The following is a 25,991-nucleotide window of genomic DNA, read 5'->3' on the forward strand; positions in this document are numbered from 1 at the left end:
TGTGCCGACTTTGAGAAGTAGTGTTATGTGGAATATTCCAAATCTGTTGACTATGTTCCGATTGTGTTTGATCCCTGTTTGTTTATTCTGTTTTTACTCTGAACTGGAACACGCCCGCTTTTTTGCCGCTTTTGCCTTCTGGTTTGCTGCTATCACCGACATGCTGGATGGATACCTTGCCCGTAAAATGGAGCTGCTGACGCCTTTTGGGGCTTTTTTAGACCCTGTGGCTGATAAACTGATGGTGGCAGCTGCTTTAGTCTTGATCGCCGTCGATATGCAAACCTTATGGGTGACTATTCCGGCTTTTATTATGATCAGCAGAGAGATATTAATTTCTGCCTTACGTGAATGGATGGCCGGAGTAGGGCAACGTGCTCAGGTCGCAGTGTCCGAAGTGGGTAAATACAAAACAGCAGCGCAGATGTTGGCATTGATAGGTTTAATTTGGCAGCCTGTCGGCTGGCTGACTGATTTAAGTATGGCGCTGCTGTATATAGCGACCTTATTAACAGTTTGGTCTATGTTGGTTTACCTGAAAGCATCCTGGCCAGCGCTGAGTAAATAGGCGGAAAAAGTTTGCAAAAACAGCAGTGAAGCTACTTTTTGAGCAAACGAATTTAAAAGCATAAATTTGTGGTTGACGTAAAAGCATAAACCAGTAGAATGCGTCTCGTGTTACGGCGAATGGCCAGTAGAAAGCGGGCATAGCTCAGTTGGTAGAGCGCGACCTTGCCAAGGTCGAGGTCACGAGTTCGAGCCTCGTTGCCCGCTCCAAGTCGTACGCCAGATGGCGGGTTGGCAGAATGGCCATGCAGCGGATTGCAAATCCGTCCACCTCGGTTCGACTCCGGGACCCGCCTCCATCTAATGCGTTACTTGGTTGAATGTCGTTGGCTGTAATACAAAATTGAAAAGTGTTTGCCCGGGTGGTGAAATCGGTAGACACAAGGGATTTAAAATCCCTCGCTCGAAAGGGCGTGCCGGTTCAAGTCCGGCCCCGGGCACCATCTCAATAGCAAGATGTTGAGACAGGTTGAGAAACCTGAAATACCAAAGCAGGTTGTTATCTGCAAAATGCCTAAGCGGGCATAGCTCAGTTGGTAGAGCGCGACCTTGCCAAGGTCGAGGTCACGAGTTCGAGCCTCGTTGCCCGCTCCAAATTTAGAAAAAGCAGCCTCCAGGCTGCTTTTTTCGTTTTAGGCTCTGCAGAGCAGAATGGTGTTGTTTGTGCCTAAAAAAAGCGGCCTAAACCGCTTTTTGTGATCCAACGGAAGTTAACTCACCAGGAGTGAACCCAGCCACAGACTAAACAGGCTGATCGCTACTATACCGACCAGATTCAGCACTAAGCCTGCCCTGACCATATCTTTAATTTGTAGCTTGCCTGAAGCAAACACAATAGCGTTGGGTGGCGTAGCCACAGGCATCATAAAGGCAAAACTGGCAGCCAAAGCCGCTGGCACTACTAAATACAGCGGCGACAGGTCCATAGAGAGAGCCACAGGGCCTAATAATGGCAGGAAAGCTGCCGCAGTAGCTGTATTGCTGGTAACTTCAGTCAGGAAGATGATCAGACTGGTCACCACCAGCAGCAGTAGTACAGGCGGCACAGTGTGCAATAGCTGTAATTGTTGTGCCAATAATTCAGCAACACCGGTTTTCTGGATCTGATCGGCCATACTCAGACCACCACCAAACAGCAACAACACTCCCCAGGGCAAATTCTGACTGTCTTTCCATTCCAGCAGAGCTGTGCCAGAACCTTTTTCGCCTGGCAAGATAAAAAGTAAAGCGGCTGCGCAAAGGGCAATTACTGTGTCACTGACGGGTAATCCGGTCCATTTCACCAGCCATTGCTGGCTGATCCAACTAAAAGCCGCCAGCGCGAATACCATTAACACTAATTTTTGTGAACGTGACATAGCGCCTAAAGCCTGCAACTGGGCTGAAGTATCATTCTGAGCCAGTTCAGTTTTGGGCATGCGGAAATGGATTTTTGTCAGCCAGACCCAGCAAATAACCAACATAGTCAAAGCCAATGGCACACCCAATAGCATCCAGTCGGCAAAACTGATTTGAATGTTATAACTTTTTGATAAGTAAGCGGCGAGCAGCGCATTGGGTGGAGTACCAATTAAAGTAGCCACACCCCCTATGCTGGCACTGTAGGCGATACTAAGCAAAACAGCTTTACCAAACTGGTCCTGTGTTGAGGCGTTTGCCATAGCGATAATGGATAAACCTATAGGCAACATCATCACAGCTGTGGCGGTATTGGACATCCACATGGATAAAAAGGCAGTGACAGCCATCACAGCTGCTATTTGTAAACCTGGTGAAGACCCGACCATAGACAAAGCTTTTAAAGCGATGCGCTTATGCAGAACGGTTTTTTCCATTGCTATGGAAAGAAAGAAACCGCCTAAAAACAGGAAAATCAACGGATGGGCGTAAGGCGAGGTTGCTGCGTCCAGTTTATCTATGCCCAACAGGGGGATAAAAATCATCGGCAGCAATGATGTAACCGGAATGGGCACGATCTCGGTGATCCACCAGAGCACCATCCAGGCCATTAAACCCGTGATCATCCAGGCGGCCTGGCTCATTTGTGCTGTGGGGGGCGGTAACAAAATAGTCAGTAGTAATAACAAGGGGCCACAGAGTAGCAGCATGCGGCTGGAGAAAGACGACATAATACATCCTTAAAAGAAACCGGAGCAAGGCTCCGGTGAGATCAGAAAAAAAACTTCATGCCCAGAGCGGCTGCATGATCGCGCCCGGTTTCAAAGTTAAGTTTGGACAGAAGCAGATAGGCCGTCAAATTGTTTCGCCACTGGTAATCCACTCCAATGCTATGCAATCTGGCATTTTCAGCATGACGGGTTCGGCTGTCATCCTTTTGCCATTGCCATTTATAAGTCCAGTCGTTACGCTGATAACTCAGCTGCGCCAGCCAGGCGTCCCCTTCGATATTACGCACCAGATGTTCACTGTGCTGATACATCAAGCCTGCTGCAAGCACAGCACCATCAGTTTGCCACAGTGGCAGTTGTGCCAGCAGACGCTCTGCAGTGATATTGTTCAGTTCATCAGTACGGCCATACGCCAGATACAGAGGGTATTTTTTTAACGCCGGGTCGCCATAACCCACTACCCAGTCATAACCACCGGCAATCTCATCACTGGCCCCTGTCTGCCAGGTGGCGGAAAAGTTAAAACCTTCGATAATCGGCGACTGATAACTTAGTATATTTTCCAGCCTGTCCTGAGCTGGCGTGATCTGAGCTATATCGGCGAGGGACTCGTTAAATAAATCGATTTTTCCCTCAGATTTTTTAAACCTGGTGTCATTTTTACCAAACACCAATTCGCCATAGCGACCAGCTAGCCCTATATAGGTATTACGTGAACCGAAGCGGTGACCTTTATTGGCATCATCCAGACCATTTACCTGCCACTCATACACAGCTATGACAGCCAATCCATCTGTCAATTGATGTTTGGCTTTCAGACCCAAACGGGAAAACGGCACTTCAATTTGCCGGCCTTGATCGGCATAACGATACAGCCCTTTATCAACATCCAGTGCTTGTAGTTCAAGTTTACCGTACCAGTCCCATTCAAAAGCGTTGACCTTTGACGCTGTAAAAGCCAGAGTGCAACAGACGGCTGCAGAATATATTGATTTAACCATGTTGCACCTCTGCCGCTTTGACTGACACTGTATCTGTTTGTGAAGTTGCTCCCAGAGCCAGCTCCTTATCCAATTGTTGCATATCCAGTTCACCACACCATTTGGAAACCACCAAAGTGGCGACACCGTTACCAATTAAATTGGTTAATGCTCTGGCTTCAGACATAAATCTGTCTATGCCTAAAATCAAGGCTATACCAGCCACTGGTACTGAACCTACTGAAGCTAAAGTAGCAGCTAATACGATAAAACCGCTGCCGGTCACCCCTGCAGCACCTTTGGATGTCACCAGTAACACCGCCAGTAAGGTCAGCTGCTGAGTTAAATCCATGGGGGTATCTGTCGCCTGAGCAATAAAGACCGCCGCCATGGTCAGATAAATAGCTGTACCGTCGAGATTAAAAGAATAGCCTGTAGGCACAACTAAACCTACAGTAGATTTAGTAGCTCCCAATTTCTCAAGCTTGGCCATCATACGTGGCAACACGGATTCAGACGATGATGTGCCTAATACGATCAGCAGCTCTTCTTTAATATAACGAATAAAGCGGGTAATAGAAAAACCGTGGTAACGGCAAATTGCACCTAATACGATAAAAATAAACAGCAGGCAGGTGATGTAGAAGGTGGCCATTAAACCGGCTAAAGACCATAAAGTAGCAATGCCGTATTTACCTATGGTAAAGGCCATGGCACCAAAAGCACCAACAGGAGCGACTTTCATCAGCATATGCACTATGGCAAATAACACTTCTGAGCTTTTTTCCACATAACCAAAAATCAGGTTTTGCCGGCCACCCAAGCGCTGCAAAGCAAAACCAAACAGGACAGAAAAAAACAGCACTTGCAGCATATCGCCACGGGCAAAAGCATCAAATACGCTGCTGGGGATCACATTCAGCAGAAAATCAGTGGTACTTTGCATCTGATCCGGCGCTGTGTATTTACTGATGGATTGTTGATCCAGACTGGCCGGGTCTATATGCATTCCGACACCAGGTTTGACGACATTAATCACCACTAAACCTATGACTAATGCGATGGTCGACACTGTTTCAAAATAGAGCAGGGCATAACCCCCTGTTTTTCCTACTTTTTTCATATCTTCCATACCGGCGATACCCACCACTACGGTACAAAAGATAATGGGCGCGATAATCATTTTAATCAGCTTGATAAAGGCTGTGCCCAAAGGCTGCATGGCGGTGCCAAGCTCCGGATAAAAATGACCTAAAAAGATACCTATGCTTATAGCTAACAATACTTGGATATAGAGGCTGGAGAGCAGCCTTTTGGTTTTATTTTTCATTATTATTGTCTCTCTGGTTATGGAGTAAATCTCCCTGTCAGACAGTCAATAGCAAAGAGGAAGCCAGCTTTTTTATTTTAATATTATTGTTTAAATTCAGGTGGTTACATATTATTTATTTAAAGGGTGAGAAGGCTTGTGCGGATTTCCGCACAAGCTACAAAGAGGGTTGTCACTTAATCCGCACAAGGTGCAGCTCAGTCTTCGTTTTTGTCCAGAAAGTCGCGGCGGGTCAGCTGATATTTAGCCATTTTGTCGTACAAAGTTTTACGGGGTAAATCCAGCTCGCTCATCACAGCTTTTATCGCCCCTTTGTGTTGATTTAAGGCTTCTTCCAGCAGCATTTTTTCGTAATATTCAACCCGCTGCTGTAAGCTCATACTGCCTGTGATGCCATGTTCTGCTTTATGTGGCTGAGTGCTAAAAGCAACCTGCGCACCCATTAATACATAACGTTCCGCCATATTACGCAGCTCCCGCACATTGCCAGGCCATTGATGCTGCGCCAATTGTTGTAACTCTGTGCTTTTGAGCGGAATATATTCTTTATGGAAACGCGCTGCGGCTATGCGGGCAAAATGTGAAAATAATAAAAACACATCATCTTTACGCTGGCGTAGTGCGGGCAAATGCAAATCCACCAGAGACAAGCGGTAATACAAATCACTGCGAAATTCGCCTGTGCCAGCCAATTGTTTTAAATCCATTTTGCTGGCGGCTATGACCCGAATATCCAAATCTATGGCCTGATTCGAGCCTAAGCGGGTTACTTTACGTTCTTCCAGCACCCGCAGCAGTTTGACCTGTAAAGACAAAGGGGTGCTTTCAATCTCATCCAGTAATAAAGTGCCGCCATTGGCAAACTCAAATTTACCTATACGTTTTTTATCTGCGCCGGTAAAAGCTCCTGCTTCAGCACCAAAGAGTTCACTTTCAATCAGTTGTTCTGGTATAGCTCCGCAGTTGATGGCAACAAAGTTATGCTGGCGTCTGCTACTTTGCTCATGTAAGTAGCGCGCCACCAGTTCTTTGCCTGTGCCGGTTTCTCCATAAATCAGCACGTCAGCAGGGGCGTCGATCACGGCATCCAGAGTGCGCCGTAACTGCTGCATCACAGGGCTTTGGCCTAAAATACGTAAACCAGGCTGTTGTTCGCGTTCAACCGCAGCTTTTAACTGCCGGTTTTCCAGCACTAAATGACGTTTTTCCAAAGCCCGGCGACTGACTTCTACCAGATGATCATTATCAAAAGGTTTTTCCAGAAAATCATAAGCGCCTTGTTGCATGGCTTTGACGGCCAATGACACTGCACCATAACCTGTCAGCATCACCACTGGGATTTCAGCGTCTATCGCATGAATTTTCTGCAATAGTTCAAGGCCATTCAGCGTCGGCATATGCATATCGGTGATCACTATGCCGCTATAGTGTGGGCTGATTTGTTTAAGAACTTCGGCAGGATTGGCGGTGGTGAAGCAAGGTAAATCTTCCAGCTTCAACAACTGGCTGACCGCACTGCGAATATCGGTTTCATCATCAATAAAAATAATAGCCGGATGCTGTTGTTCTGTAGTCGCCATTTAAGATCCTGTGTTTGCGATAGCAAGCGAAATAATAAATTCAGCACCAGCCGCAGAGGCGTTACGTACTTCAAGCTGGCCACCAAAGGATTGCACTATACGCTGTGAAATAGATAAACCCAGCCCCAAACCATCCCGTTGTTTAGTGGTAAAAAACGCCTCAAAAATGCGTTCTAAATGATGAGGCTCTATACCTGGGCCCTGATCACGGATATGAATACTGACCTGCTGCTGTTGAGTTTTAACCGCGATATGAAAGCTGGCATCAGCTGCTCCTGCCATAGCTTGCACCCCATTGGTCAAAATATTCACCAGCACTTGTTCCAGTTGAATAGGATCGGCCAGCACCATAGGGGAGTTATCTGGCAGCTGCAGCCTGATTTTTACGCCTTGTTGCTGGCATTGATGTTTGACTATACCCAGGGCGTCCAAAATAAGTTTATTTACCTGCACTAACTGGTTTTTGCCGGAGCTTTTACGGCTGAAATCTTTAAACTGCGCCACTATCACACTTAAACGCTGCATTAACTGGCGCATAGCCTGAATATTGGTTTTGGCGTCAACCAGATAACCTTTGTCGATCAGCTTCTCAGTCGTTTGAGCATAACTTTGTAAAGCGGTCAGCGGCTGATTCAATTCATGATTCAAAGAGGCTGACAATGCGCCTATAGTCGCAAGCTTGGCCGTTTGCACCAGCTGTTGTTCAGTTTGTGCCAGCTCAGTTTCAGTTTGTTCACGACGCTCTATCTGACGTATCAGCTGCCTGTTGGTTTCTGCCAGATCTTTGGTCCGGGCTATCACACGTTGTTCCAGTTGCTGATTATGTTGCACTAATTGCAAATGACGTTTTTGCCGTTCGCGTTTTACCCACAAGGCCAATAATGCCGAACTGTAAAACAAGGAGATCAGTAAAAACGCCCACCAGAGGGAGGATTGGTGCGGAGCAGGAGAGGCCAGCACTGTTAAGGTCCAGCCAAATTCCGGCAAAGGCCGCTGGTACGCTAAAAAGCTGGAGGTTTTGTTGTCGATCTTCAACTGCCACAGTCTATATGCTGAAGCCAGTACAGCAGAGCGAACCGAATAGTCCATGGGTTCGATATCTTGGGTAATATAGCGCTGCTGCTCAGATGGGCTGAGGGCTTTCCCCGTCAGGCTGGTTAAACGCCATTGCTGAATATCAGATAAAAACACCTCATCACTTTGTCCTGTGACCATAAAGTGACTGTCGGCAAGCCCGGCAATTTGGTGCTGATGTTGCTCTATAGGTTCCAAATCCACTTTGGCAACCATCACGGCAACTATCTGGTTCTGTACAAGCACTGGCACGCTGTAATAAAAACCGCGGCGTTCACTGGTATGACCCAGCGCATAATACTGAGCGCTCTGGCCTGTCAGCGCGTTTTGTATATAAGGCCGAAAGCCAAAATCTTTGCCGAGATAATTGATCTTCTTATCTGCGTTCGAACTGGCGATGACTATTCCTGCAGGGTTGACCAGGTATAAATCAGCCACATCTGCACTTTGCTGTAGTTGAAACAAATACTGATTAAGTGGATCAGTTGATCGAGGCAGGTCTTGCAGTAAAGAGACTAAGAAGGCCGACTCTGCAATTTGTTGTGGTAAATCAGCATAACGGCCTATTTCATAACGAATAAAAGCGGCGAGATTATCGCTTTGATGCTCTGCTTTTATCGTCAGTTGCCGGTAGTTCCAATGCTGTGCAGCGCATAGAGCCAGTGTAACGGCCAGCAGATAGCCACACAGCAGCAGGAACCAGCGCAGCTGCTTATTCATTCACTGCGTCTGTGGGCAGAAACGGCTTTGGGCGTCGCCAATAAGGAGGCCTCTTCAGTTTTACTGGAACTTAACAATTTGCTTTCCAGCTCTGCCATTTCGGTCTGGGTCAGTTCACGGTACTGACCTGCTTTTAACTCAGCCAAACGTACATTCATAATACGGACACGTTTGAGTTTGGTGACGTTAAAGCCCAGGAATTCTGTCATACGACGAATTTGCCGGTTTAACCCCTGAGTCAGAATAATGTTAAAGGTTTGGCGGGAAATCTGTTTCACCTGACAAGGTAAGGTAATGGTCTCGAGGATAGGCACACCAGAGGCCATTTTACGCAAAAACTGCTCTGTAACAGGCTTGTCGACCGTAACCACATATTCCTTCTCATGCTCATTACCGGCGCGCAGAATTTTATTAACGATATCACCATCGTTGGTCAAAAAAATCAGCCCTTCAGATTCTTTATCCAGCCGGCCTATGGGGAAAATACGCTCGGGATAACCCATGGCGTCAATAATATTGCCTTTGACATCCAGCTCTGTGGTGCAGGTAATTCCTACAGCTTTATGGTAAGCCAGATAAACCCGCCGTGGTTTGGCTTTGAGTGGCTTGCCTTGCACCAGGACCAGGTCTTGCTCTGTCACTTTTGTGCCCAAAGTCCCCGGCTGACCGTTGACAGTCACCAGACCTTGCTCAATCAGTTTATCGGCTTCCCTGCGTGAACAAAAACCTGTGTCACTAATAAATTTATTTAAACGAAACAATGTTGTTTGCTCCACAGCTTCACACCCGGCAGTTGAAAAAGGACGATAGTTTAGGGGCTCAATGCATCAGGGGCAAGGCCGCTGTTTATTTTAGAGCAGAAAACAGGCTGGGTCTTGGCAAGACGGGTGGATGAGGTACACTTGCTGCTTACTATTTAGAAGGGACCACTGATGTTACCTATTCAGCACTATTTCCCCCAAGCCGATGCCTTAGTTTATGGCTGCATGGGCCTGGGCGGCAGCTGGGATCTGCCCACGACCAGCAAAGAACAACGGGATTTATCCTTTACCGCCATTGAGGCTGCACTTGCAGCTAATATCCGCTTTTTTGATCATGCGGATATTTACACCAGAGGCAAAGCCGAAGCTGTGTTTGGCGATTATCTGGCTGCTCATTCCGGATTACGTGAACAGCTGATCATACAAAGTAAATGTGCGATACGTTTTGCTGATGATACAGCGGTAGGGCGTTATGACTTTAGCAAAAAATACATTGTTGAGTCTGTACATCAGTCACTGAAACGACTGCAAACTGACTATTTAGATATTTTATTGCTGCACAGACCGGATCAACTGATGTTGATTGATGAAGTGGCTGAAGCTTTTGCAGAGCTGAAACAACAAGGCAAAGTCAAAGCTTTTGGCGTATCCAACTTTGGCTGGCCGCAACTGCAGTTACTGCAGTCGGTATTGCCTGAGCCTTTGGTTGCCAATCAGCTGCAAATGAGCCTGAAAGATTTAAACTGGCTGGAGCAGAACGTACTGACCGCTATGCCAGATGGTGCGGCTCATCATTTTAGTTATGGCACTGTGGAATATTGCCAGTTGCACAAGGTGCAACTGCAAGCCTGGGGCAGTCTGGCGCAAGGTTTGTTTAGCGGTGGCCGTAGCCCTGAAACTCAAGCTCAGCAGGCCACTGCCGTTCTGGTAGCGCAATTGGCCGCAGAGTACCAAACCAGTCCGGAAGCTATAGTGCTGGCGTTTTTATTAAAACACCCGGCAGGCATTCAGCCCGTGATAGGCACCACCTCGCCAGCTCGTATTGCAGCTTGCCAAAAGGCCTTAACTGTCCAGCTAAGCCGTGAACACTGGTATGCACTTTACGTTGCCGCCAGAGGTAAGGCATTACCTTAAAAGAGGTAAAACAGCGTGATTGATTTTTACAAGCTCAATGACGCTGTCTATCTTGTTCTACAATTCTTCGCTAAAAGTTTTGTGTTAAATAGGTATGAGCCGATACTTTATACCGTATGCGCCAGTTTGATAGCAACTAGGTAGCAAAACCTCAGATGTTAATTCTGTATCTTCTCCAACAAAAAGATAATTGGCATACTCAGACAATTCGGCTTTGATTGCCTTTATAAGCTTTACATCGTTAATGCAGTGTCCTGCTCCGCCCAAAGAGATCGAGGGGATAGTAGATGGGTTAATTTGTTTAGTATCGCTAAAAAACCTAACGGATGCGCTAAGTTCTTCGACTCGTCTTGTAAACCATGCTTTATAGACTTCATTGTCAGCCTGTGTTAAAGCAAGAAGGTAGTCAGATAATAAAGTTTTAACTTCATACAAGCTTTTCGTGTATCCGTCACAGGTTTCCAATCCTGTTTCCATCCGTTGGTTTGATTTATTGATAAGCGATTCTACGGCTAATAGCAAATCTGCAATGTTGTACGTAAGCAACATGTAATCTGTTGAGGCGATCGCATACAAATTGTAAGTGTAACGTTGGGACCGAGTCATTTTAGCAATACGGTCTTCAATGTTGAGAGAAGGGTCAATGGATACTGATGTTAGATAAGCATTTAGCCTCAAATCAACAAATGAACCTGCTATTTCACCTTGTGACACTCTCTTGTTTTCAGAAGATATTCTCGCGAGCTTCATTCTAAAATCCTGATTTTCGGATTCCAGTCCACTAATTTTCTGAATCAACTGTTGATTCTCGTCATGAAGGTGTTTATTAGATTTAATAAGGTTATTGTACTCAATGATAATGCTGTTTACTCTATCGACCTCAGATTGAGGCAAAGTCACGCCCTTTGGACCGTTTAGTCCTGATAGGTTCGTCCCCAACAATCTATCAGCCATATATTGAAAAGCATCACTCATTCAGTCATCTACCTATATCGATTGGTTTGTTGTTTTACAGTAAGGCAAAATTCTATGTGATTCAAATAAATGTTACATGAAGGGGAACTGAGCTAAGACAGTTCCCTTCATGGTTCTTATTTGTGGGACTTAGTTGTTTGTCGTTGGCACAGACTGCAAATACTGGCTATTAGGTTGTTCTAAAATAGTCTGCCAGGATCCATAAGTTGGGTTGGCTAATACAAACCATTTTGTACCCCAGTAGTCCTGATAGCTATCCACCAAAGTGGAACGTTTCTCTGGTGTGATGTTTTTCTTTACGTCGGGCAGGAAATCACCAAAATCATCGCCAATCGACATTAAAATGCGAAAGTCTTTGGCAGCCAGCAGGCGGCGGCTTTCTTTTTCGCTGCTCCAGAGCGGTTGTTCTGACTTTAACCAGATTTGTGAGGCATCAATTTTTTCTATACCTACAGCTTTTAAATTACGCAGCGTATCGGCTTTTTGTGGGCAACTATCATCAGAGCCAGTACGTTTTTCACATTCTCTGTTGCTGATATACAACACTTTGACGCCAGCTGCTTCTGCTGTGTTGACAAAAGCTACTGCGCCCGGCACTGCTTTTGCTGCAGCCATAGCGACCCATTGGTCCCAACGTTTCGGATCGTAGCCCGCATTTAATAACACGCTTTGAGCGGCAACAGGGGAGTTATCCAGAATAGTCTCATCAATATCGACAATAATAGCGGGTGGCAGCTGTTGGTAATTCTCTTTCTGGTTCGTCAGAGCAGTCCAGCTTTTGTCTGCTATTGCCAAAGGCAGTTGTAAAGTCGCGGCCTGATAGGTCTGAATCGCACTGGCTTTAAATTCTGCTGAACTTTGATACCACAAGGTGGCATTCATATTGTCGTGAGTGTTGGCTTGTAAGGTAAAACAGCACCACATGAAGCTGCCCAGCAGCAAGGAGTGAGAGAGGTTCATTAAGACTCCGTAAGTATAAAAAAGATAAAGATAAAAAAAGCCCCCGCACAGCGGAGGCTTGCGACTTAGTTTTTATCCGGACCGGGCTCAGTTTTAGCCCCTTTATCGGACAGGTTATTCAGTGAAATAACCTTAGTTTTACTGATCTTGTGACGATAAATCTCACGCAGGTAGTGGATAGACTTTTTCACACTGTCGCGGGACAAACGAATGTCATTAATAGAGACAAACTTGTCTTTATTACGAATCAGCTCACGGTATTTTTTCTCATACATAGGTTTGATGGCATACCAGTTGGTATCGAGAATTTTCGCCGGATTTTCAAACTCATGCAGCATCTCGTCCAGACGTTCTTCGTCAAAATGATCGTCACGGATAAAGTCCAGCATGGCTTTATCCAGCGAGTCATTAAAACGATAGTCGTCTTTGGCAAAACAACGTTTGATAAAAGACACGATCAAGGTCAGGAAATCATCACTTAAACAAGGACTTTTAACAATCAGGGTAGTCAGCGAGATATTCGCTGAAGCACCAATCACCAGCGCATAACGCTTTAAGGTGGTGTTTGGGAACAGGGTATTTAAATGGCTTTTCAGACGATTTAAATCCATGTACGACAGTTTATAGTCTTTTGGCAACGAAATAATAGACACGACAGACGAACAGTTCTTGAAGAAATGCAGATCTTTTAAATCTTTTGGATCGTATCCACTTTTGACGTAGGACGCTAAAGCTTCGCGGTAACGGCCAGATTCGATAGGTAACAAACTGATGCCTTCGATGGCTTGCGTTACTTTATTAAAGTGGGGCAGGTCAATGGAGCGGAAAAACAGGTCATCGATATTCAGACCACTATTGCTGCTTTTATCAAACAACTTCAGTTTATCCACTGCAGCAGGAGTGCTTGGGATCACAGATTCAGCATAAGCCACTGCCACAGGGCCTGCCAGACTCATAAATAAGTCGTTGGCATCTAAACGTATAGTTTCCCCAATGTCGATACCGGCACGGCGGAAGTAGTTTTCGTCGTAATCTGTGGTCACAGCCTGCGCTGTTAAGATGTTAAAAATCTGCTGGGAAATATACTGGTTGGCATATTTTTCCATCGCATTCACGTCAATATGCTGAATTTCACCGTCATCGGTTTCTTCGGCGTAACGCATAATGTCGTTAGAAATCAACATCATTGCATTCCAGGGACGGATGCGGTGCATCACGCTGGATTCAGCGCTGTCTTCATTTTCCAGGTTGTACGAGAAATCCCATTCTTCAGCCAAATACTTACATAACAAACGGCCTGAGTTGATATGCAAAGCTTCTGACATCTCCACGCCGTGATCGGTAATATTCGGCAGTATACAGATACCGCTGGTGAAGATAGGTTCAAATACAAAAGAATGGCCAGCGTTGGCTTCATTTTCCATTTCTGGTCTGGTATCGAAGGTTTTCGCCATATAAGCATATTGCTGAGCCAAACCAAACTCAGACGCCATACCAGAACCTGTACCGCCGCCTGCGCTGAAAATATAGAAATACAGACGGGATTGGTTGGCTTTGATACCACAGGAATCAATCAGGTAAGAGTGGATAAATTTCCAGTCCGGGTTAGAGAATTTCTGCGTGTCTTTGTTCAGAATGATTTTCGCTAAGTACTGACCCAGAATAGGGGCGTTACCTGCACCACCAGCATGGACTTCAGATAAGTCCATAATTTTCATTTTGTTGTAGTCTTGCAGGAAATTGGATTTTTCACCTTTATGAGAAAAACGAATACGACCTTCGATATCTTTATCCAGGTCACCCAGCATCACTAAAGGCTCAATCAAAAACACCGGTTTCACCTGATGGGACTTATCCAGATTCAGGCCTTTTTTGATCCAGCGTACAGGGCGGTATTCGGTTTCTTTTTGCTGACGTTCTTCAATATTAAATTCGTTCATATAGAAGCTGCGGGCATTGTAGACCAGAGAGGCCACGTCCAGCGCTATATTAGAGCCACATCGGCCTAAGCCAATTAAACAAACCGAAGGAAACTGTTGCTGTCGTCTGTTAACGTCTTCAACTTCTGAGGCTGGAATAGGGAAAACACTATTTCGCAAGGCATCCAGATTGGACAGGATCCGACTCAGGTCGCGTTCAGTGAAATACATGTAGCGGCCAGAACCAAAATTCAGGTCTGCTTCAGTTTCAGTGGCGGAGAATGGACGCACTGTTACATTTACATCGTCTTTACCGGCGCTGCTTTTTATCACTTTTGTACTCATGGATAACCTTCCAAGCTGTTTTTATTGTTCTGAGCTACTTTCGATCTGAGTCATAAACATAGACTTAGCTGTCTATTATTACAATTGGCATGAAGTACAGTACAGCAAAATTATCGAAGAGAATTGAACTTTTTGATAATCAGGAAAATAAAACTGAAAAATACCGCATTAATCTCCCAGGGATATGAAATAAATGGGATCAGAAACTGTCGATTTTAGTTTTTTGCTTCTGATCCCATCTTCCCCTGACTGCTACATATTCGGATAATTTGGACCACCAGCACCCTCTGGTGTCACCCAGGTGATGTTCTGACGTGGGTCTTTAATATCGCATGTTTTACAATGAATGCAGTTCTGTGCATTGATTTGTAGTCGCGGCTGGTTGTTTTCTTCAATGATCTCATAGACGCCTGCCGGGCAGTAACGCTGCGCTGGCTCGTCATACAAAGCTAAGTTCACTTGAACAGGAATGGAATCATCGGCCAGTTTTAAATGGCAAGGCTGATCTTCTTCATGGTTAGTGTTGGATAAATACACAGAAGACAAACGGTCAAAGCTCAGCTTCTGATCGGGCTTAGCGTATTGAATTTTTGGGGCCTCACTGGCCGGTCTTAATGTCAGATGATCAAAGGTGTCATCTTTTAAGGTGAAGGGCAGTTTACCAGCGAAGACATTCTGATCCAGGGTATTAAAAGCACCACCCCAGAAAGAGCCAAACTTATGCATAGCAGGACCAAAGTTACGGCTTCTGAACTGCTCGTCAAATAACCAGCTTTGCTCAAAATGTTCTGCAAATTCGGTTAAGTCAGCACCGGTTTTATCTTGCTGCAGTGCTGTAAATATAGTTTCGGCGGCCAGCATGCCTGATTTCATCGCCGTATGGTTGCCTTTAATTTTTGCAAAATTCAGCGTACCCGCGTCACAACCTACCAGCACACCACCAGGGAAGGTCATTTTAGGCAAGCTGTTCAGGCCACCTTTGGCGATAGCACGGGCGCCATAAGACACCCGTTTACCGCCTTGCAGATACTGTTTAATTACAGGGTGTTGTTTATAACGTTGGAATTCTTCAAAAGGGCTCAGGTGAGGGTTGCTGTAATTCAAATCAACAATAAGGCCAACCACAATTTGCTGGCCTTCGGCATGGTACAAATAACCGCCGCCGCTGGTATCTTGTTGCAATGGCCAGCCGGCACTGTGAACCACTAAACCTTGCTGATGGTGCTCTGCCGGCACATCCCAGATTTCTTTAAAACCCAGGGCGTAATGCTGAGGAGAGCGACCTTTGTCCAGTTCAAAACGGGATATCAGCTCTTTACCTAAATGGCCGCGGCAACCTTCAGCGAAGACAGTGTATTTACCGCGAAGCTCCATGGCAGGCACATAGCTGTCTTTTTGACTGCCGTCATGGGCGACTCCCATTTCACCTGTAATCACCCCTTTGACGATATCATTTTCAATCAGCAGCTCTGCAGCGGTAAAACCAGGGAATATCTCAACCCCCAGTTGTTCAGCCTGAGTGGCTAACCAGCGACATAGATTACCGATAGACACAATGTAGTTGCCTTCATTGTGCATGGTTTTAGGCACCAGAAAATTAGGGAGCTTTTGTGCATTCTGCTCGTCTTTTAACAGATAAATATGGTCATGCGTAACCGAAGCTGTCACTGGCGCATTCATTTTTTGCCAGTCAGGGAATAATTCATTTAAAGCCCGGGGTTCAAACACAGCGCCGGATAAAATATGGGCGCCCACTTCAGAGCCTTTTTCAACAACACACAGACTTATTTCAGTGCCTGCTGTTTTGGCTTGTTGAGCTAAGCGGATAGCGGTCGACAAACCCGCAGGGCCTGCACCAACTATCACTACATCAAATTCCATCGACTCACGTTCAACCACAACAACCTCAACTTATCCATCTTTTTTGTCTGGCTTTTCGCCTTGTTCTGCTGATGGATGATTAACTTGACATAAAATTCATAACTTCTGCTGTTTGCTAGGGTATTTCAGGTTGACGTTAACGTCAACAGTAAGTAGATTGATGACCTGGAAAGAATCAGCTTTACCTTAACGTCAACTTAGTGCTGAGTATAGCGGCCGAATGGGGTTTTTATGAAGATTTTAGTACCGGTCAAACGGGTCATAGATTACAACGTCAAAGTACGGGTAAAGGCCGATCAAAGCGGTGTGGATTTAGCCAATGTGAAAATGGCACTCAATCCGTTTTGTGAAATTGCAGTGGAAGAAGCGGTACGTTTAAAAGAAGCAGGTATTGCCACTGAAGTAGTGGTAGTGTCTATCGGGCCTGCAGCAGTGCAGGAACAGCTGCGAACTGCGTTAGCCTTAGGCGCTGATCGTGCCATACAGATTGATACTGAACACAACTTAGATTCGCTGCAAGTGGCGAAGTTATTAAGCAAAGTAGTGGCTGATGAGCAACCTCAACTGGTGATTTTAGGCAAACAAGCCATTGACTCAGACAATAACCAGACTGGCCAGATGTTGGCTGCATTAACTGGTATGGGTCAGGGCACTTTTGCGTCCAAAGTGGTTGTCGCTGATGGCAAAGTCAAAGTCACCCGCGAAATAGACGGTGGTTTACAGCAAGTGGAGCTGAGCTTACCAGCCGTGGTATCCACTGACTTACGCTTAAACGAGCCACGTTACGCTTCATTACCTAATATTATGAAAGCCAAGAAAAAGCCTTTAGATGTCAAAGCAGCAGACAGCTATGGTGTCGAATTAAAATCGAACGTGACTACCGTCAAAGTAACAGCTCCGGCATCACGTCAGGCTGGTGTCATTGTCAGCTCTGTGGATGAGTTAGTAGCCAAATTAAAACAAGAAGCGAAGGTGATCTGATGAGCATATTAGTCATAGCGGAACACAACAATCAGAGCCTGAAGGCTGATACTCATAAAGCAGTGAAAGCAGCCAGCCAGATTGGCGGCGATATTCATCTGTTAGTGGCTGGCTTTAATTCTGCTGCAGCGGCGGCTGAAGCTGCGACTTTACAAGGTGTGACTAAGGTATTGCATGCTGACGCGGCAGTGTACCAACATCAATTGGCAGAAAACATCAGCCTGCTGGTGACAGAACTGGCAAAAGATTATCAGCATGTAGTAGCAAGCGCGACCACCAACGGCAAAAACTTTTTACCACGCGTTGCCGCTTTATTAAACGTTGCACAGATTTCTGATGTGATAGCTATTGAAAGTGCTGATACCTTTGTGCGTCCTGTGTATGCAGGTAATGCCATAGCCACAGTGAAAAGCGGTGACGCCATTAAAGTGCTGACCATACGTTCTGCAGCTTTTGATGCGGTAGATACAGGCAATAACGCAGCCATTGAAGCCATCAATGTAGCAAAAGATGCGGGTGTATCGGCTTTTGTCAGTGAAGAGCTGACGAAATCAGAACGTCCTGAACTGACGGCAGCCAAGGTCATCATCTCTGGTGGCCGTGGCATGCAAAATGGTGAAAATTTTGCGCTGTTAAACGGCATTGCCGACAAGCTGAATGCTGCTATTGGTGCTTCTCGTGCTGCAGTGGATGCTGGTTTTGTGCCTAACGATATGCAAGTAGGCCAGACAGGTAAAATTGTTGCGCCAGATTTGTATATAGCAGTGGGTATTTCTGGTGCTATCCAGCATTTAGCCGGTATGAAAGATTCCAAAGTGATAGTGGCCATCAATAAAGACCCTGAAGCGCCAATTTTCCAGGTCGCGGATTATGGTCTGGTTGGCGACTTGTTTGCCATTCTGCCTGAATTGGAAGCGAAGATTTAACCTCTATAATCTTTTGATCGGTTTACAGAGGGCCAACTTTGGCCCTCTTTACTCAAGTTAATAAATTGCTTACAAATTTCTTCAGTAACTCTCTTGTTCCCTTTGATGTGGATCACTAAGATAGGCGGCTAATGCGCCGTTTCGGGCTTTTCGCCACTTGGGTGATCACGCTGTTCAGGAGATAAAAAATGAAAAAAACCTTAACGCTGGCTGTTTTTGTGTTGTCACTGACAGGCTGCGCTACTGTGCCAGCCACTACAGAAAACCTGGTCACCCAGCTTGATGGTCCTTTGGCACAGCTTCAGCTCGACACCCGCCAGTTGCAGTTAAGACTGGAACGGTTAACAGAAAACAAAGAGTGCGAACAAGACAATCAGTGTAAAGTCATAGGGGTTGGCGCCCGTCCTTGTGGTGGACCGGATCAGTATCTGCTTTACTCGACGCTGCATACAGATGAAAAAATGTTAAGCTACACCAACGATCGTTATCAAAAGCTAAAAAAGCAACAAAATGAAAAGCTTGGAATGATGTCGACTTGTCAGATGCTGATGCCGCCTGCAAGTGCCTGTGTCGCACAAAAGTGCAGTATAGGGCAGCCAGCAAGCTGATTTTTGTTACCCCTATGATGTAGAGAGAACCATGACCACAGAAGCTTTGTTCGGTTTAACCAGCGTTTTGGCTGTGGTTTTGCTTTGTTGCATCTGGGCTTTGATCCTATTCCGTAGCAAAGCAGTTCAATTGCAACAACAACTTGGGGTGCAACAAACCACAAATCAGCTTCAGGCTCAGCAAAGCCAACATGATCAGCAGCTGTTACAACAGACTCAACTGCAATTGCAGCAGGCTCAGGACGACTTTAAAGATTTAAGTTACCAGCAACAAAAGTATGCGGCCGAATTAGCCCGCAGCCAAAGCCAGTATCAGCAGGTATCACAGCTCTGGACCGAGTTAAAGCAGCAACATCAGGCGCAGCAACAGGATTATATGCAGCTGCAGCGTGACCACAGTGCCTTACAAATCAGCTTGAAAGAAAAGCAGCAGCATTTTGTCGAGCAACAGGCGTTGTTGCAAAACAGCAAACAGCAACTCAGTCTTGAATTTCAACAGTTGGCCCAACAAATTTTTGAAGACAAGTCGGTGCGTTTCCAGGCCTCCAATCAGGAAGCATTAAACAGCTTACTGAATCCGTTCCGCCTGCAATTAGATGCCTTTAAAAGTAAAGTGGAAGATATTCACCTCAAAGACAGCCAGCAGCAGGCTTTACTGAATCACGAGTTACAGCATTTAAAAATTTTGAATCAACAAATCACCGAAGAAGCACATCAGTTGGCTGTGGCCTTAAAAGGCCAGAAAAAAACGCAAGGCAATTGGGGTGAACTGGTATTGGAAAATGTGCTGGAACGTTCAGGCTTAAGAGCGGGTCAGGATTACCAGCGTGAATTTTCGGTGACCCAGGAAGATGGCGCTAAACTGCGGCCTGATTTAGTGGTGTTTTTACCCCAGGGGAAACATTTGATTATCGACGCCAAAGTGTCTTTAAATGCCTACAGCCGTTATATCAACTCAGAGGATGATCTGGAACGTCAACTTGCGTTGCAGGAGCATGTTGCTGCTATGGCCGCTCGTATTAAAGAGTTATCCGATCGTAATTACCACAAGTTACCTGGTCTGAATTCACCGGATTTGGTGTTTATGTTTGTGCCCATAGAGTCGGCCTTTGTTGAAGCCTTAAAAGCCGATGAAAGCTTATTCCAGCAAGCGCTGAATCAGAATGTACTGGTGGCGACACCTACCACTTTATTAACCAGCCTCAATATTGTCCGTCAGTTATGGCGATATGAAGATCAGCATAAACATACGGCAGAACTGGCGAAACGCGCCGATGCGGTGTTTAACAAATTACGCACCTTTCTGACGACTTTTTTAAGAGTCAAAGAGAGCTTAAACAGGGCCCAGGAAGCTTATGAGACTGCCGAAAGCCAGCTGTACAAGGGCAGGGCGAATCTGGTGAAACAGGTGAACGAGTTTAAAGATTTGACGCCTGCAATTCAGGCCGAGCTTCCCGAGTATTTTGTCGAAAAGTCTCAGATTGAATTTGATGCTGAAGCTCAGGCTGAGACAAAAACGCCTTCTGTATCCTAAACAAGGCTGGAGTGGGTTTACGTCAAGGGTATATACTAACGGCTTTTGACTGCAGAGAATTTCAGTGAGTACTTCAGATTTCAGCGCCTTTATCCAACTCCTAAAACAAAAGCTTGAAAGCAACAGCTGGCAAAAACTGCTGCTAAGCGGTTATCAGGGCGAAGATACGACTCTGGTGCGGATTGAAGTACGGCTTGTCTTGCTGAAAAATGTCGCGCATTTAAGCTTTTTATACCGACATAAAAGCCGTGATATCACCAAAAATTTTGTGCTCAGTGAAGGGCTTGAGCTTATCCAAAACCTATTGGGCACAGAGTTTAAAGCGGCGCATTTCACAGCTTCAGACAGCGAAACTCAATTGAGTGTCAGTAAAAAAGGCAAAGTGTTAAGCAGCACTAAGCTGATCAAACAAGCAGCAGCTAGCCCGGCGGCTTTAACGCATGACAAAGAAAAACAGCGTTTTTTGACGCTGGATCGGCCTTTTTTACAGCAACTTGGTGTCACAGACGCTCAGCATAAGCTGGTTCCTGCCATGTCGCGTAAATGGAAGCAGATTAATAAGTTTGTCGAAGTTTTTGACCGAGCCTTGGAGCAAACGGCTTTAAAACAAAAACCTGCAGTGCATATTGCCGATTTTGGCTCTGGTAAAGCCTATCTGACTTTTGCAGTACATGATTACCTGACGCACCAGTTGGGGCTTGATGCCAAAGTGACCGGGGTTGAACTTCGCCAGGAACTGGTCGATTTATGCAATGCTGTCGCCTGTGATTTGAATTTACAGGGCATTGGTTTTGAGCAGGGTGATGTTAAACATTTTCAGACCAAAGGCATAGATGTCATGATAGCCCTGCACGCCTGCGATATAGCCACAGACTACGCTATTCATATGGGCATTCGTACTGGCGCTTCGATGATTATGTGTTCGCCATGTTGCCATAAACAACTCAGACCACAACTCATCAGCCCCCCTTTGTTACAACCCATGCTAAAACACGGCATTCACTTAGGTGAACAGGCTGAAATGCTGACCGATAGTCTGCGTGCTTTGCTGCTGGAGGCTTATGGTTATGAAACTCAGGTGTTTGAATTCATATCCCTGGAGCACACCAGTAAAAATAAGATGATTCTGGCAGTAAAAAGCCAGAAACCAAAAAATCGCAAAGAACTGCTTTCCCAGGTTCAACAGATCAAAAGCTTTTACGGCATACAGCAGCATTGTCTGGAAGAGCTGTTAATGCAGTCAGACTAGTTCAGCACATCAAGGCTTTACTATGGAACAGAGTTTAGGTTAACTCAGTTCCAACCCGCTTAAATCCATTGGCTTGCTCAAATTGTGAAAGCGGTAAATACTGAATAAACAATGTGATATAGCTGGGGAAAAACTGTGGTAAAAGGCCTTTGGTCCTTGTTGCTGGGGTTTGTATTGCTGATGGCCAATGTTGCCTATGCATCTGAGCAGGTGCGTCAGGTCTACAGCAGGTTTATTGCACTGGAACAAAACCAGGCTCATATTTCTTCTACTGCATTGGCACAAGATCATGCTGGTCAAATCTGGCTTGGCACTCAGCATGGCCTCTATCGCCTGAATGGGTCTGAGGTGACCCTGTTCAGGGCTGATGCGACTGATCCTGATTCATTATCAGCAGACTGGATCAGCAGTTTATTGGTCGATCAACAAGGCACCTTGTGGATTGGCACTCGTTATGCGGGCGTGAACAAATTTAATCCGTCTTCAGAAAGCTTTAGCAGGGTGCCATTACCTGCAACGATCAACAATGGCTCCAGTGAAATTTCAGTGCTGTATCAGGATCCAAAGCGCAAGCTTTGGGTTGGCAGCTACGGTGCTGGTTTATTTTTATTGGATCCACAACAACTAAGTCTGACGGCTCAAACTTTACCTGCTCATGTGGATGGTGTCTCCAGTATCCATATCAATGATTTATTGATGACAACAGACGGCGTTTTGTATTTGGCTTCAGGTGATGCACCTCTGCGGACTTTATCCGGAACAGGAGGGGGTCTTATTGCCTGGGATCCGGAGCAAAACTCAGCTCGTGGCTGGCATAAAGTTAAGAGCGGGCAAGCGGCTGGTTCTATTAATAGACTTCACCTGAAAAGTCCTCAGCAGCTGATGCTGGCCAGTTTTAGTGGCGGTTTGTTACAGCTAGACCTTAGTTCTGGTGAGCTTTCGATCCCTGTGCAACCTGCAACATTACGACAGGCCCAGTTAACCGACATGCTCAAAGATGAAGCTGGCGGCTTATGGTTGGGGAGTTACAATGCAGGATTGTGGTATCAACAGGATACGGGTAGTGACTGGCTGCAATTCCAGCATCAGGGCCAATTCAGTGGGGGCTTACCCGGTAACAGTATTTACGCGCTGATGCTAGACAAACAAGGCACGGTCTGGACTGTTAATCAGCTGCGCGTTGCCGGTATCAGTCGCTTTGCCCGCCATATCCGCACCTTACCCACAGCAACGGAGCTGCCGCAACTGTTGCCCGCCAGCGATATCTTAGGTATTGATGTGGTCAATGGCAGCACTGTCTGGCTGGCAAATCGACAAGGGGGATTATTAAAATTTGATCCCCAACAAGCCCAACTCGAAGCTATCCCTATGCCAGACGGTAGCCCGGATTTCAGCGCACGGCAGGTTCGATGGGCTCCACAGTTGGACCTTGTCTGGACAGGCTCAGAGCAGGGGCTTTGGCAATTCAAACCCAAAACACAAGAGTGGCAGTCTGTATCCTTGCTCAGTGATACACAGACACAACCCGTGGTTAAATCGTTGTATCTGGATCGCCAACAGCAACTGTGGGTCGGCACACGGGGTCATGGTGTATTTATCGTCAGTGCCGATGGTCAGCAAATCACAGCACTGAACAGATACAGCAAACCTGGTTTGCCAGTGGATGACATTAATCTGGTGTATCAGGACAGCTTTGGTCTGATCTGGATTGGGACTGCCGATCAAGGTTTGTTTCTTTATGATCAGCAGGATGGAAGGCTGCAACAGTGGCAACAAAAGGACGCCAGCCAACATGGGCTGCAATTTAATGGTATTCAGCTGGTGGTTGAAGAAAATGAACATTTATGGATACATGCAGGCAATTTACGTCATAGGGCAGTGCGCTCTGAAAATACGCCGGCGCAGATTGAAGGCTTTAAACCTTACCTGACAGCAGCGGATGATGATGCTGAGTTACGCTCGGCTCAGCTGTTTCGTTTATTGTATCGTCAGCATTTTTTGCCGGAGCAGAAAAGTTACCTCAATCTGGATGAACGGCTTGGTGTGCAAAGCGTGACCTGGATAGGGTCATGGGCTGAGCATCAGGGCTGGTTATTTCGTGGTGGTAAAGAAGGGCTGGATTTCTACCAGATTGATCAATTACCTCAGCAATGGCCTTTAAACAGCTTAAAACTGACCAGCCTGAGTTTATTCAACCAGATTGTGCCACCGGCAAGAGCTGAAACTCAGTCTTTGTTACCTGTGGTGTTGTCTGCACTGGATAAACTGACATTAGACTATCAACAGGACATGTTCAGCCTGCATTTTTCTGTGCCTGAGTTTGTGCAGCCAGAAAAACTGCGTTACCGCTATCAACTTAATGGCTTCGACCGGGATTGGATCCAGGCCAGCCAGCCTGTTGCGACATACACCCGCCTGCCTCCAGGCAGTTATGTCTGGCAAGCGGAAGCCAGTATGGGGGATGGCCCCTGGCAGACTCAAACCTCATTAGCTATTGAGGTATTACCACCATGGTGGATGACCTGGTGGTTCAGAACTGCGCTGGTTGCTCTGGTCCTGTTTAGCGGTTTTTCCTGGTACCAACAAAAAATGAAAAGGCAACTGGAAATGAGACGCCAGTTGGAGCTTCAGGTCAGCTTGCGTACAGAAGAACTGAGCCAGAAAACCAGTCAGTTACAAGAGAAACATCAGGCGTTAAGGCGCTCTTATCAGGATATTACCTTATTACAACAAATTAGCCGGGAAATCACAGCGTCGCTGGATTTGAAGCAGGTATTGACCCGCTGCCATTCACATCTATCGCATATGCTGGATGCCCATGTGCTGCTTATCGGTATCTACCGCGAGACAGAACACAAACTCGACTTTGCTTTCTGGATGGAAAATAACCAATTGGCGCCCCGGTTTGATGTGGATTTGGCGCAGGAGAATACACCGGCTGTGATTTGTTTTAATAATCAGCGTGAAATAATCATTCGGGAAGCCGCTGAATTCCTTATGCATCTGCCCGAAGTTCCCCGGCCGCTCTACGGTTCTATGACCAAATCCGTCTTGTATTTTCCACTGACTGTCAGTGGAAAAGCTGTTGGTGTTTTTTCCGTGCAAAGTTTAGAAGATCACGCTTACTCTGATTCTCAGATTGAACTGCTACGCACTTTGGCCAGTTATGTCGCCATCTCAGTGGCCAATGCTGACTCCTTTGAGCAGTTACAATTGACCCAGCAGCAACTGATCACTCAGGAAAAAATGGCCGGACTTGGCTCACTGGTGGCTGGGGTTGCTCATGAAATTAATACGCCGCTGGGTATTTGTGTTACTGCGTCCAGTCATTTACAGGCTGAGCTCGACACAGTTCAGCACGCCGTTGATCAAAAAATGCTACAGCAAAGCCAATTTCAGCGTTTCCTGCAGCATCTGCGTGAAGGCCTGAAAATTCTGCAGGTTAATACGGGCAGAGCAGCAGATTTAGTGCAGAGTTTTAAAAAAGTATCAGTGGATCAATCCAATGTTAGTCTGCGTGAATTTAATCTCGCTACTTACTTGCAGGATGTTGTGCTGACATTAAAACCACAATTACATAAAGCAGGCTGTGTGCTTGACGCTCAGTGCGAACCCAATATTGTGCTTTATACCGATCCAGGCGCAATAGCTCAGATTATTACCAATCTGGTGATGAATGCACTGATCCATGGTGTAAAAGACAGACCAGATCCCAGAATCCAACTCAGTTTTATTCAGGAAGGCCGAACCTTGTTAATGAAATTCAGTGACAACGGTAAAGGTTTGGATCAGAGAGCTTTGCAGCATCTGTTTGAACCTTTTTATACCACCAACCGCAATAACGGTGGCACAGGACTGGGAGCACACATTGTCTATAACCTGGTGACTGTCAGTTTAAAAGGCCATATCGAAGTGCAAAGCGAACCTGAACAGGGGCTGCATTATAAAATTACTTTTCCGGTGCGAAGGGATGGTTAATGCCAGGGATTATAAAGAGGAGGCCGACAGGCTATCAGGCTGATCCATCCCAAATTTGAGGCACAAAAAAACCGACTAGTGAGTCGGCTGATTGTGGGTTGCGGGAGCCGGATTTGAATTGATGACCTTCGCCACGGGTTATAAAGAGGAGCCCGATGAGCTACCAAGATGCTCCATCCTGCCAATCCTGAATTTCAGATACACAAAAACCGACTAGTAAGTCGGCTGATTGTTTGTTGTGGGAGCCCCGATCTTTATGAAGAGCGAACCGACGACCTTCGCCACGGGTTATAAAGAGGAGCCCGATGAGCTACCAGGCTGCTCCATCCTGCCAATCATGAATTTCAGATACAAAAAAAC

At 46.1% G+C, this 25,991-nt stretch carries 18 protein-coding genes and 4 tRNA genes; 12 read left to right on the top strand and 10 right to left on the bottom strand.

The window, feature by feature from the left end:
* The first annotated feature begins 25 nt into the window (after positions 1–25).
* The 5 genes from pgsA (at position 26) to J2W69_RS03665 (ending at position 1,161) form a co-directional block, all read left to right on the top strand.
* The gene (gene pgsA / locus J2W69_RS03645) at positions 26–568 is read left to right on the top strand and encodes a CDP-diacylglycerol--glycerol-3-phosphate 3-phosphatidyltransferase (protein WP_310274668.1); all 543 of its coding nucleotides are present in this window, start codon (positions 26–28) and stop codon (positions 566–568) included.
* 133 nt (positions 569–701) lie between these two features.
* Positions 702–777: transfer RNA gene (locus tag J2W69_RS03650), tRNA-Gly, on the top strand.
* A 15-nt stretch (positions 778–792) separates the two neighbouring features.
* Positions 793–866: transfer RNA gene (locus J2W69_RS03655), tRNA-Cys, on the top strand.
* A gap of 57 nt (positions 867–923) precedes the next feature.
* A tRNA-Leu gene (locus tag J2W69_RS03660) sits at positions 924–1,010 on the top strand.
* 75 nt (positions 1,011–1,085) lie between these two features.
* Positions 1,086–1,161, top strand: a tRNA-Gly gene (locus J2W69_RS03665).
* A gap of 116 nt (positions 1,162–1,277) precedes the next feature.
* On the opposite strand, the gene J2W69_RS03670 is transcribed toward J2W69_RS03665, so the two are convergent.
* The 6 genes from J2W69_RS03670 to J2W69_RS03695 all read right to left on the bottom strand — a co-directional run bounded on the left by J2W69_RS03670 (position 1,278) and on the right by J2W69_RS03695 (position 9,156).
* A complete protein-coding gene (locus tag J2W69_RS03670) occupies positions 1,278–2,696 on the bottom strand; it encodes an SLC13 family permease (protein WP_310274670.1) in 1,419 nt (472 codons plus the stop codon).
* Positions 2,697–2,737: 41 nt separating this feature from the next.
* Positions 2,738–3,697 carry a porin gene (locus J2W69_RS03675; protein WP_310274671.1) on the bottom strand — a complete coding sequence of 320 codons (960 nt, stop codon included), beginning with the start codon at positions 3,695–3,697 and terminating at the stop codon, positions 2,738–2,740.
* Complete coding sequence (locus J2W69_RS03680) at positions 3,690–5,006, bottom strand: dicarboxylate/amino acid:cation symporter (RefSeq protein ID WP_310274673.1); 1,317 nt, start codon at positions 5,004–5,006, stop codon at positions 3,690–3,692. The genes J2W69_RS03675 and J2W69_RS03680 overlap by 8 nt, the downstream gene beginning before the upstream one ends.
* A 197-nt stretch (positions 5,007–5,203) precedes the next feature.
* Positions 5,204–6,586: a sigma-54-dependent transcriptional regulator gene (locus J2W69_RS03685; protein ID WP_310274676.1), complete on the bottom strand. Its 1,383-nt coding sequence runs from the start codon at positions 6,584–6,586 to the stop codon at positions 5,204–5,206.
* Positions 6,587–8,380 (bottom strand): sensor histidine kinase, encoded by a 1,794-nt coding sequence (locus J2W69_RS03690; protein WP_310274679.1) that lies wholly within the window; start codon positions 8,378–8,380, stop codon positions 6,587–6,589.
* Positions 8,377–9,156 carry a pseudouridine synthase gene (locus J2W69_RS03695; RefSeq protein WP_310274681.1) on the bottom strand — a complete coding sequence of 260 codons (780 nt, stop codon included), beginning with the start codon at positions 9,154–9,156 and terminating at the stop codon, positions 8,377–8,379. Before J2W69_RS03695 ends, J2W69_RS03690 begins: the two co-directional genes overlap by 4 nt.
* A gap of 156 nt (positions 9,157–9,312) precedes the next feature.
* Between J2W69_RS03695 and J2W69_RS03700 the strand changes: the two genes are divergently transcribed.
* Positions 9,313–10,275: an aldo/keto reductase gene (locus J2W69_RS03700; protein ID WP_310274683.1), complete on the top strand. Its 963-nt coding sequence runs from the start codon at positions 9,313–9,315 to the stop codon at positions 10,273–10,275.
* A gap of 84 nt (positions 10,276–10,359) precedes the next feature.
* On the opposite strand, the gene J2W69_RS03705 is transcribed toward J2W69_RS03700, so the two are convergent.
* The 4 genes from J2W69_RS03705 to J2W69_RS03720 form a co-directional block, all read right to left on the bottom strand.
* Positions 10,360–11,250, bottom strand: a complete 891-nt coding sequence (locus J2W69_RS03705; RefSeq protein WP_310274685.1) for a hypothetical protein — start codon at positions 11,248–11,250, stop codon at positions 10,360–10,362.
* A 129-nt stretch (positions 11,251–11,379) separates the two neighbouring features.
* Complete coding sequence (locus J2W69_RS03710) at positions 11,380–12,210, bottom strand: 5'-nucleotidase, lipoprotein e(P4) family (RefSeq protein ID WP_310274686.1); 831 nt, start codon at positions 12,208–12,210, stop codon at positions 11,380–11,382.
* Positions 12,211–12,275: 65 nt separating this feature from the next.
* Positions 12,276–14,360 (bottom strand): hypothetical protein, encoded by a 2,085-nt coding sequence (locus J2W69_RS03715; protein ID WP_310275078.1) that lies wholly within the window; start codon positions 14,358–14,360, stop codon positions 12,276–12,278.
* A 366-nt stretch (positions 14,361–14,726) separates the two neighbouring features.
* The gene (locus J2W69_RS03720) at positions 14,727–16,355 is read right to left on the bottom strand and encodes an electron transfer flavoprotein-ubiquinone oxidoreductase (RefSeq protein WP_310275080.1); all 1,629 of its coding nucleotides are present in this window, start codon (positions 16,353–16,355) and stop codon (positions 14,727–14,729) included.
* A 231-nt stretch (positions 16,356–16,586) separates the two neighbouring features.
* Here J2W69_RS03720 and J2W69_RS03725 point away from each other — a divergent pair, with 231 nt between their 5' ends.
* The 6 genes from J2W69_RS03725 to J2W69_RS03750 all read left to right on the top strand — a co-directional run bounded on the left by J2W69_RS03725 (position 16,587) and on the right by J2W69_RS03750 (position 25,631).
* Positions 16,587–17,336 carry an electron transfer flavoprotein subunit beta/FixA family protein gene (locus J2W69_RS03725; protein ID WP_310274688.1) on the top strand — a complete coding sequence of 250 codons (750 nt, stop codon included), beginning with the start codon at positions 16,587–16,589 and terminating at the stop codon, positions 17,334–17,336.
* Positions 17,336–18,262, top strand: a complete 927-nt coding sequence (locus J2W69_RS03730; RefSeq protein ID WP_310274690.1) for an electron transfer flavoprotein subunit alpha/FixB family protein — start codon at positions 17,336–17,338, stop codon at positions 18,260–18,262. Before J2W69_RS03725 ends, J2W69_RS03730 begins: the two co-directional genes overlap by 1 nt.
* Before the next feature lie 188 nt (positions 18,263–18,450).
* Positions 18,451–18,870, top strand: a complete 420-nt coding sequence (locus tag J2W69_RS03735) for a hypothetical protein (protein WP_310274692.1) — start codon at positions 18,451–18,453, stop codon at positions 18,868–18,870.
* A 31-nt stretch (positions 18,871–18,901) separates the two neighbouring features.
* Positions 18,902–20,404 carry a DNA recombination protein RmuC gene (locus tag J2W69_RS03740; RefSeq protein WP_310274694.1) on the top strand — a complete coding sequence of 501 codons (1,503 nt, stop codon included), beginning with the start codon at positions 18,902–18,904 and terminating at the stop codon, positions 20,402–20,404.
* 64 nt (positions 20,405–20,468) lie between these two features.
* Complete coding sequence (locus tag J2W69_RS03745; RefSeq protein ID WP_310274696.1) at positions 20,469–21,653, top strand: class I SAM-dependent methyltransferase; 1,185 nt, start codon at positions 20,469–20,471, stop codon at positions 21,651–21,653.
* Between the two features lie 135 nt (positions 21,654–21,788).
* Positions 21,789–25,631, top strand: coding sequence for a two-component regulator propeller domain-containing protein (locus tag J2W69_RS03750; RefSeq protein WP_310274698.1), 3,843 nt, complete (start codon positions 21,789–21,791; stop codon positions 25,629–25,631).
* Positions 25,632–25,991 lie beyond the last annotated feature (360 nt).

The organism is Rheinheimera soli, from assembly GCF_031457405.1.
Lineage (GTDB): Bacteria > Pseudomonadota > Gammaproteobacteria > Enterobacterales > Alteromonadaceae > Pararheinheimera > Pararheinheimera soli_A.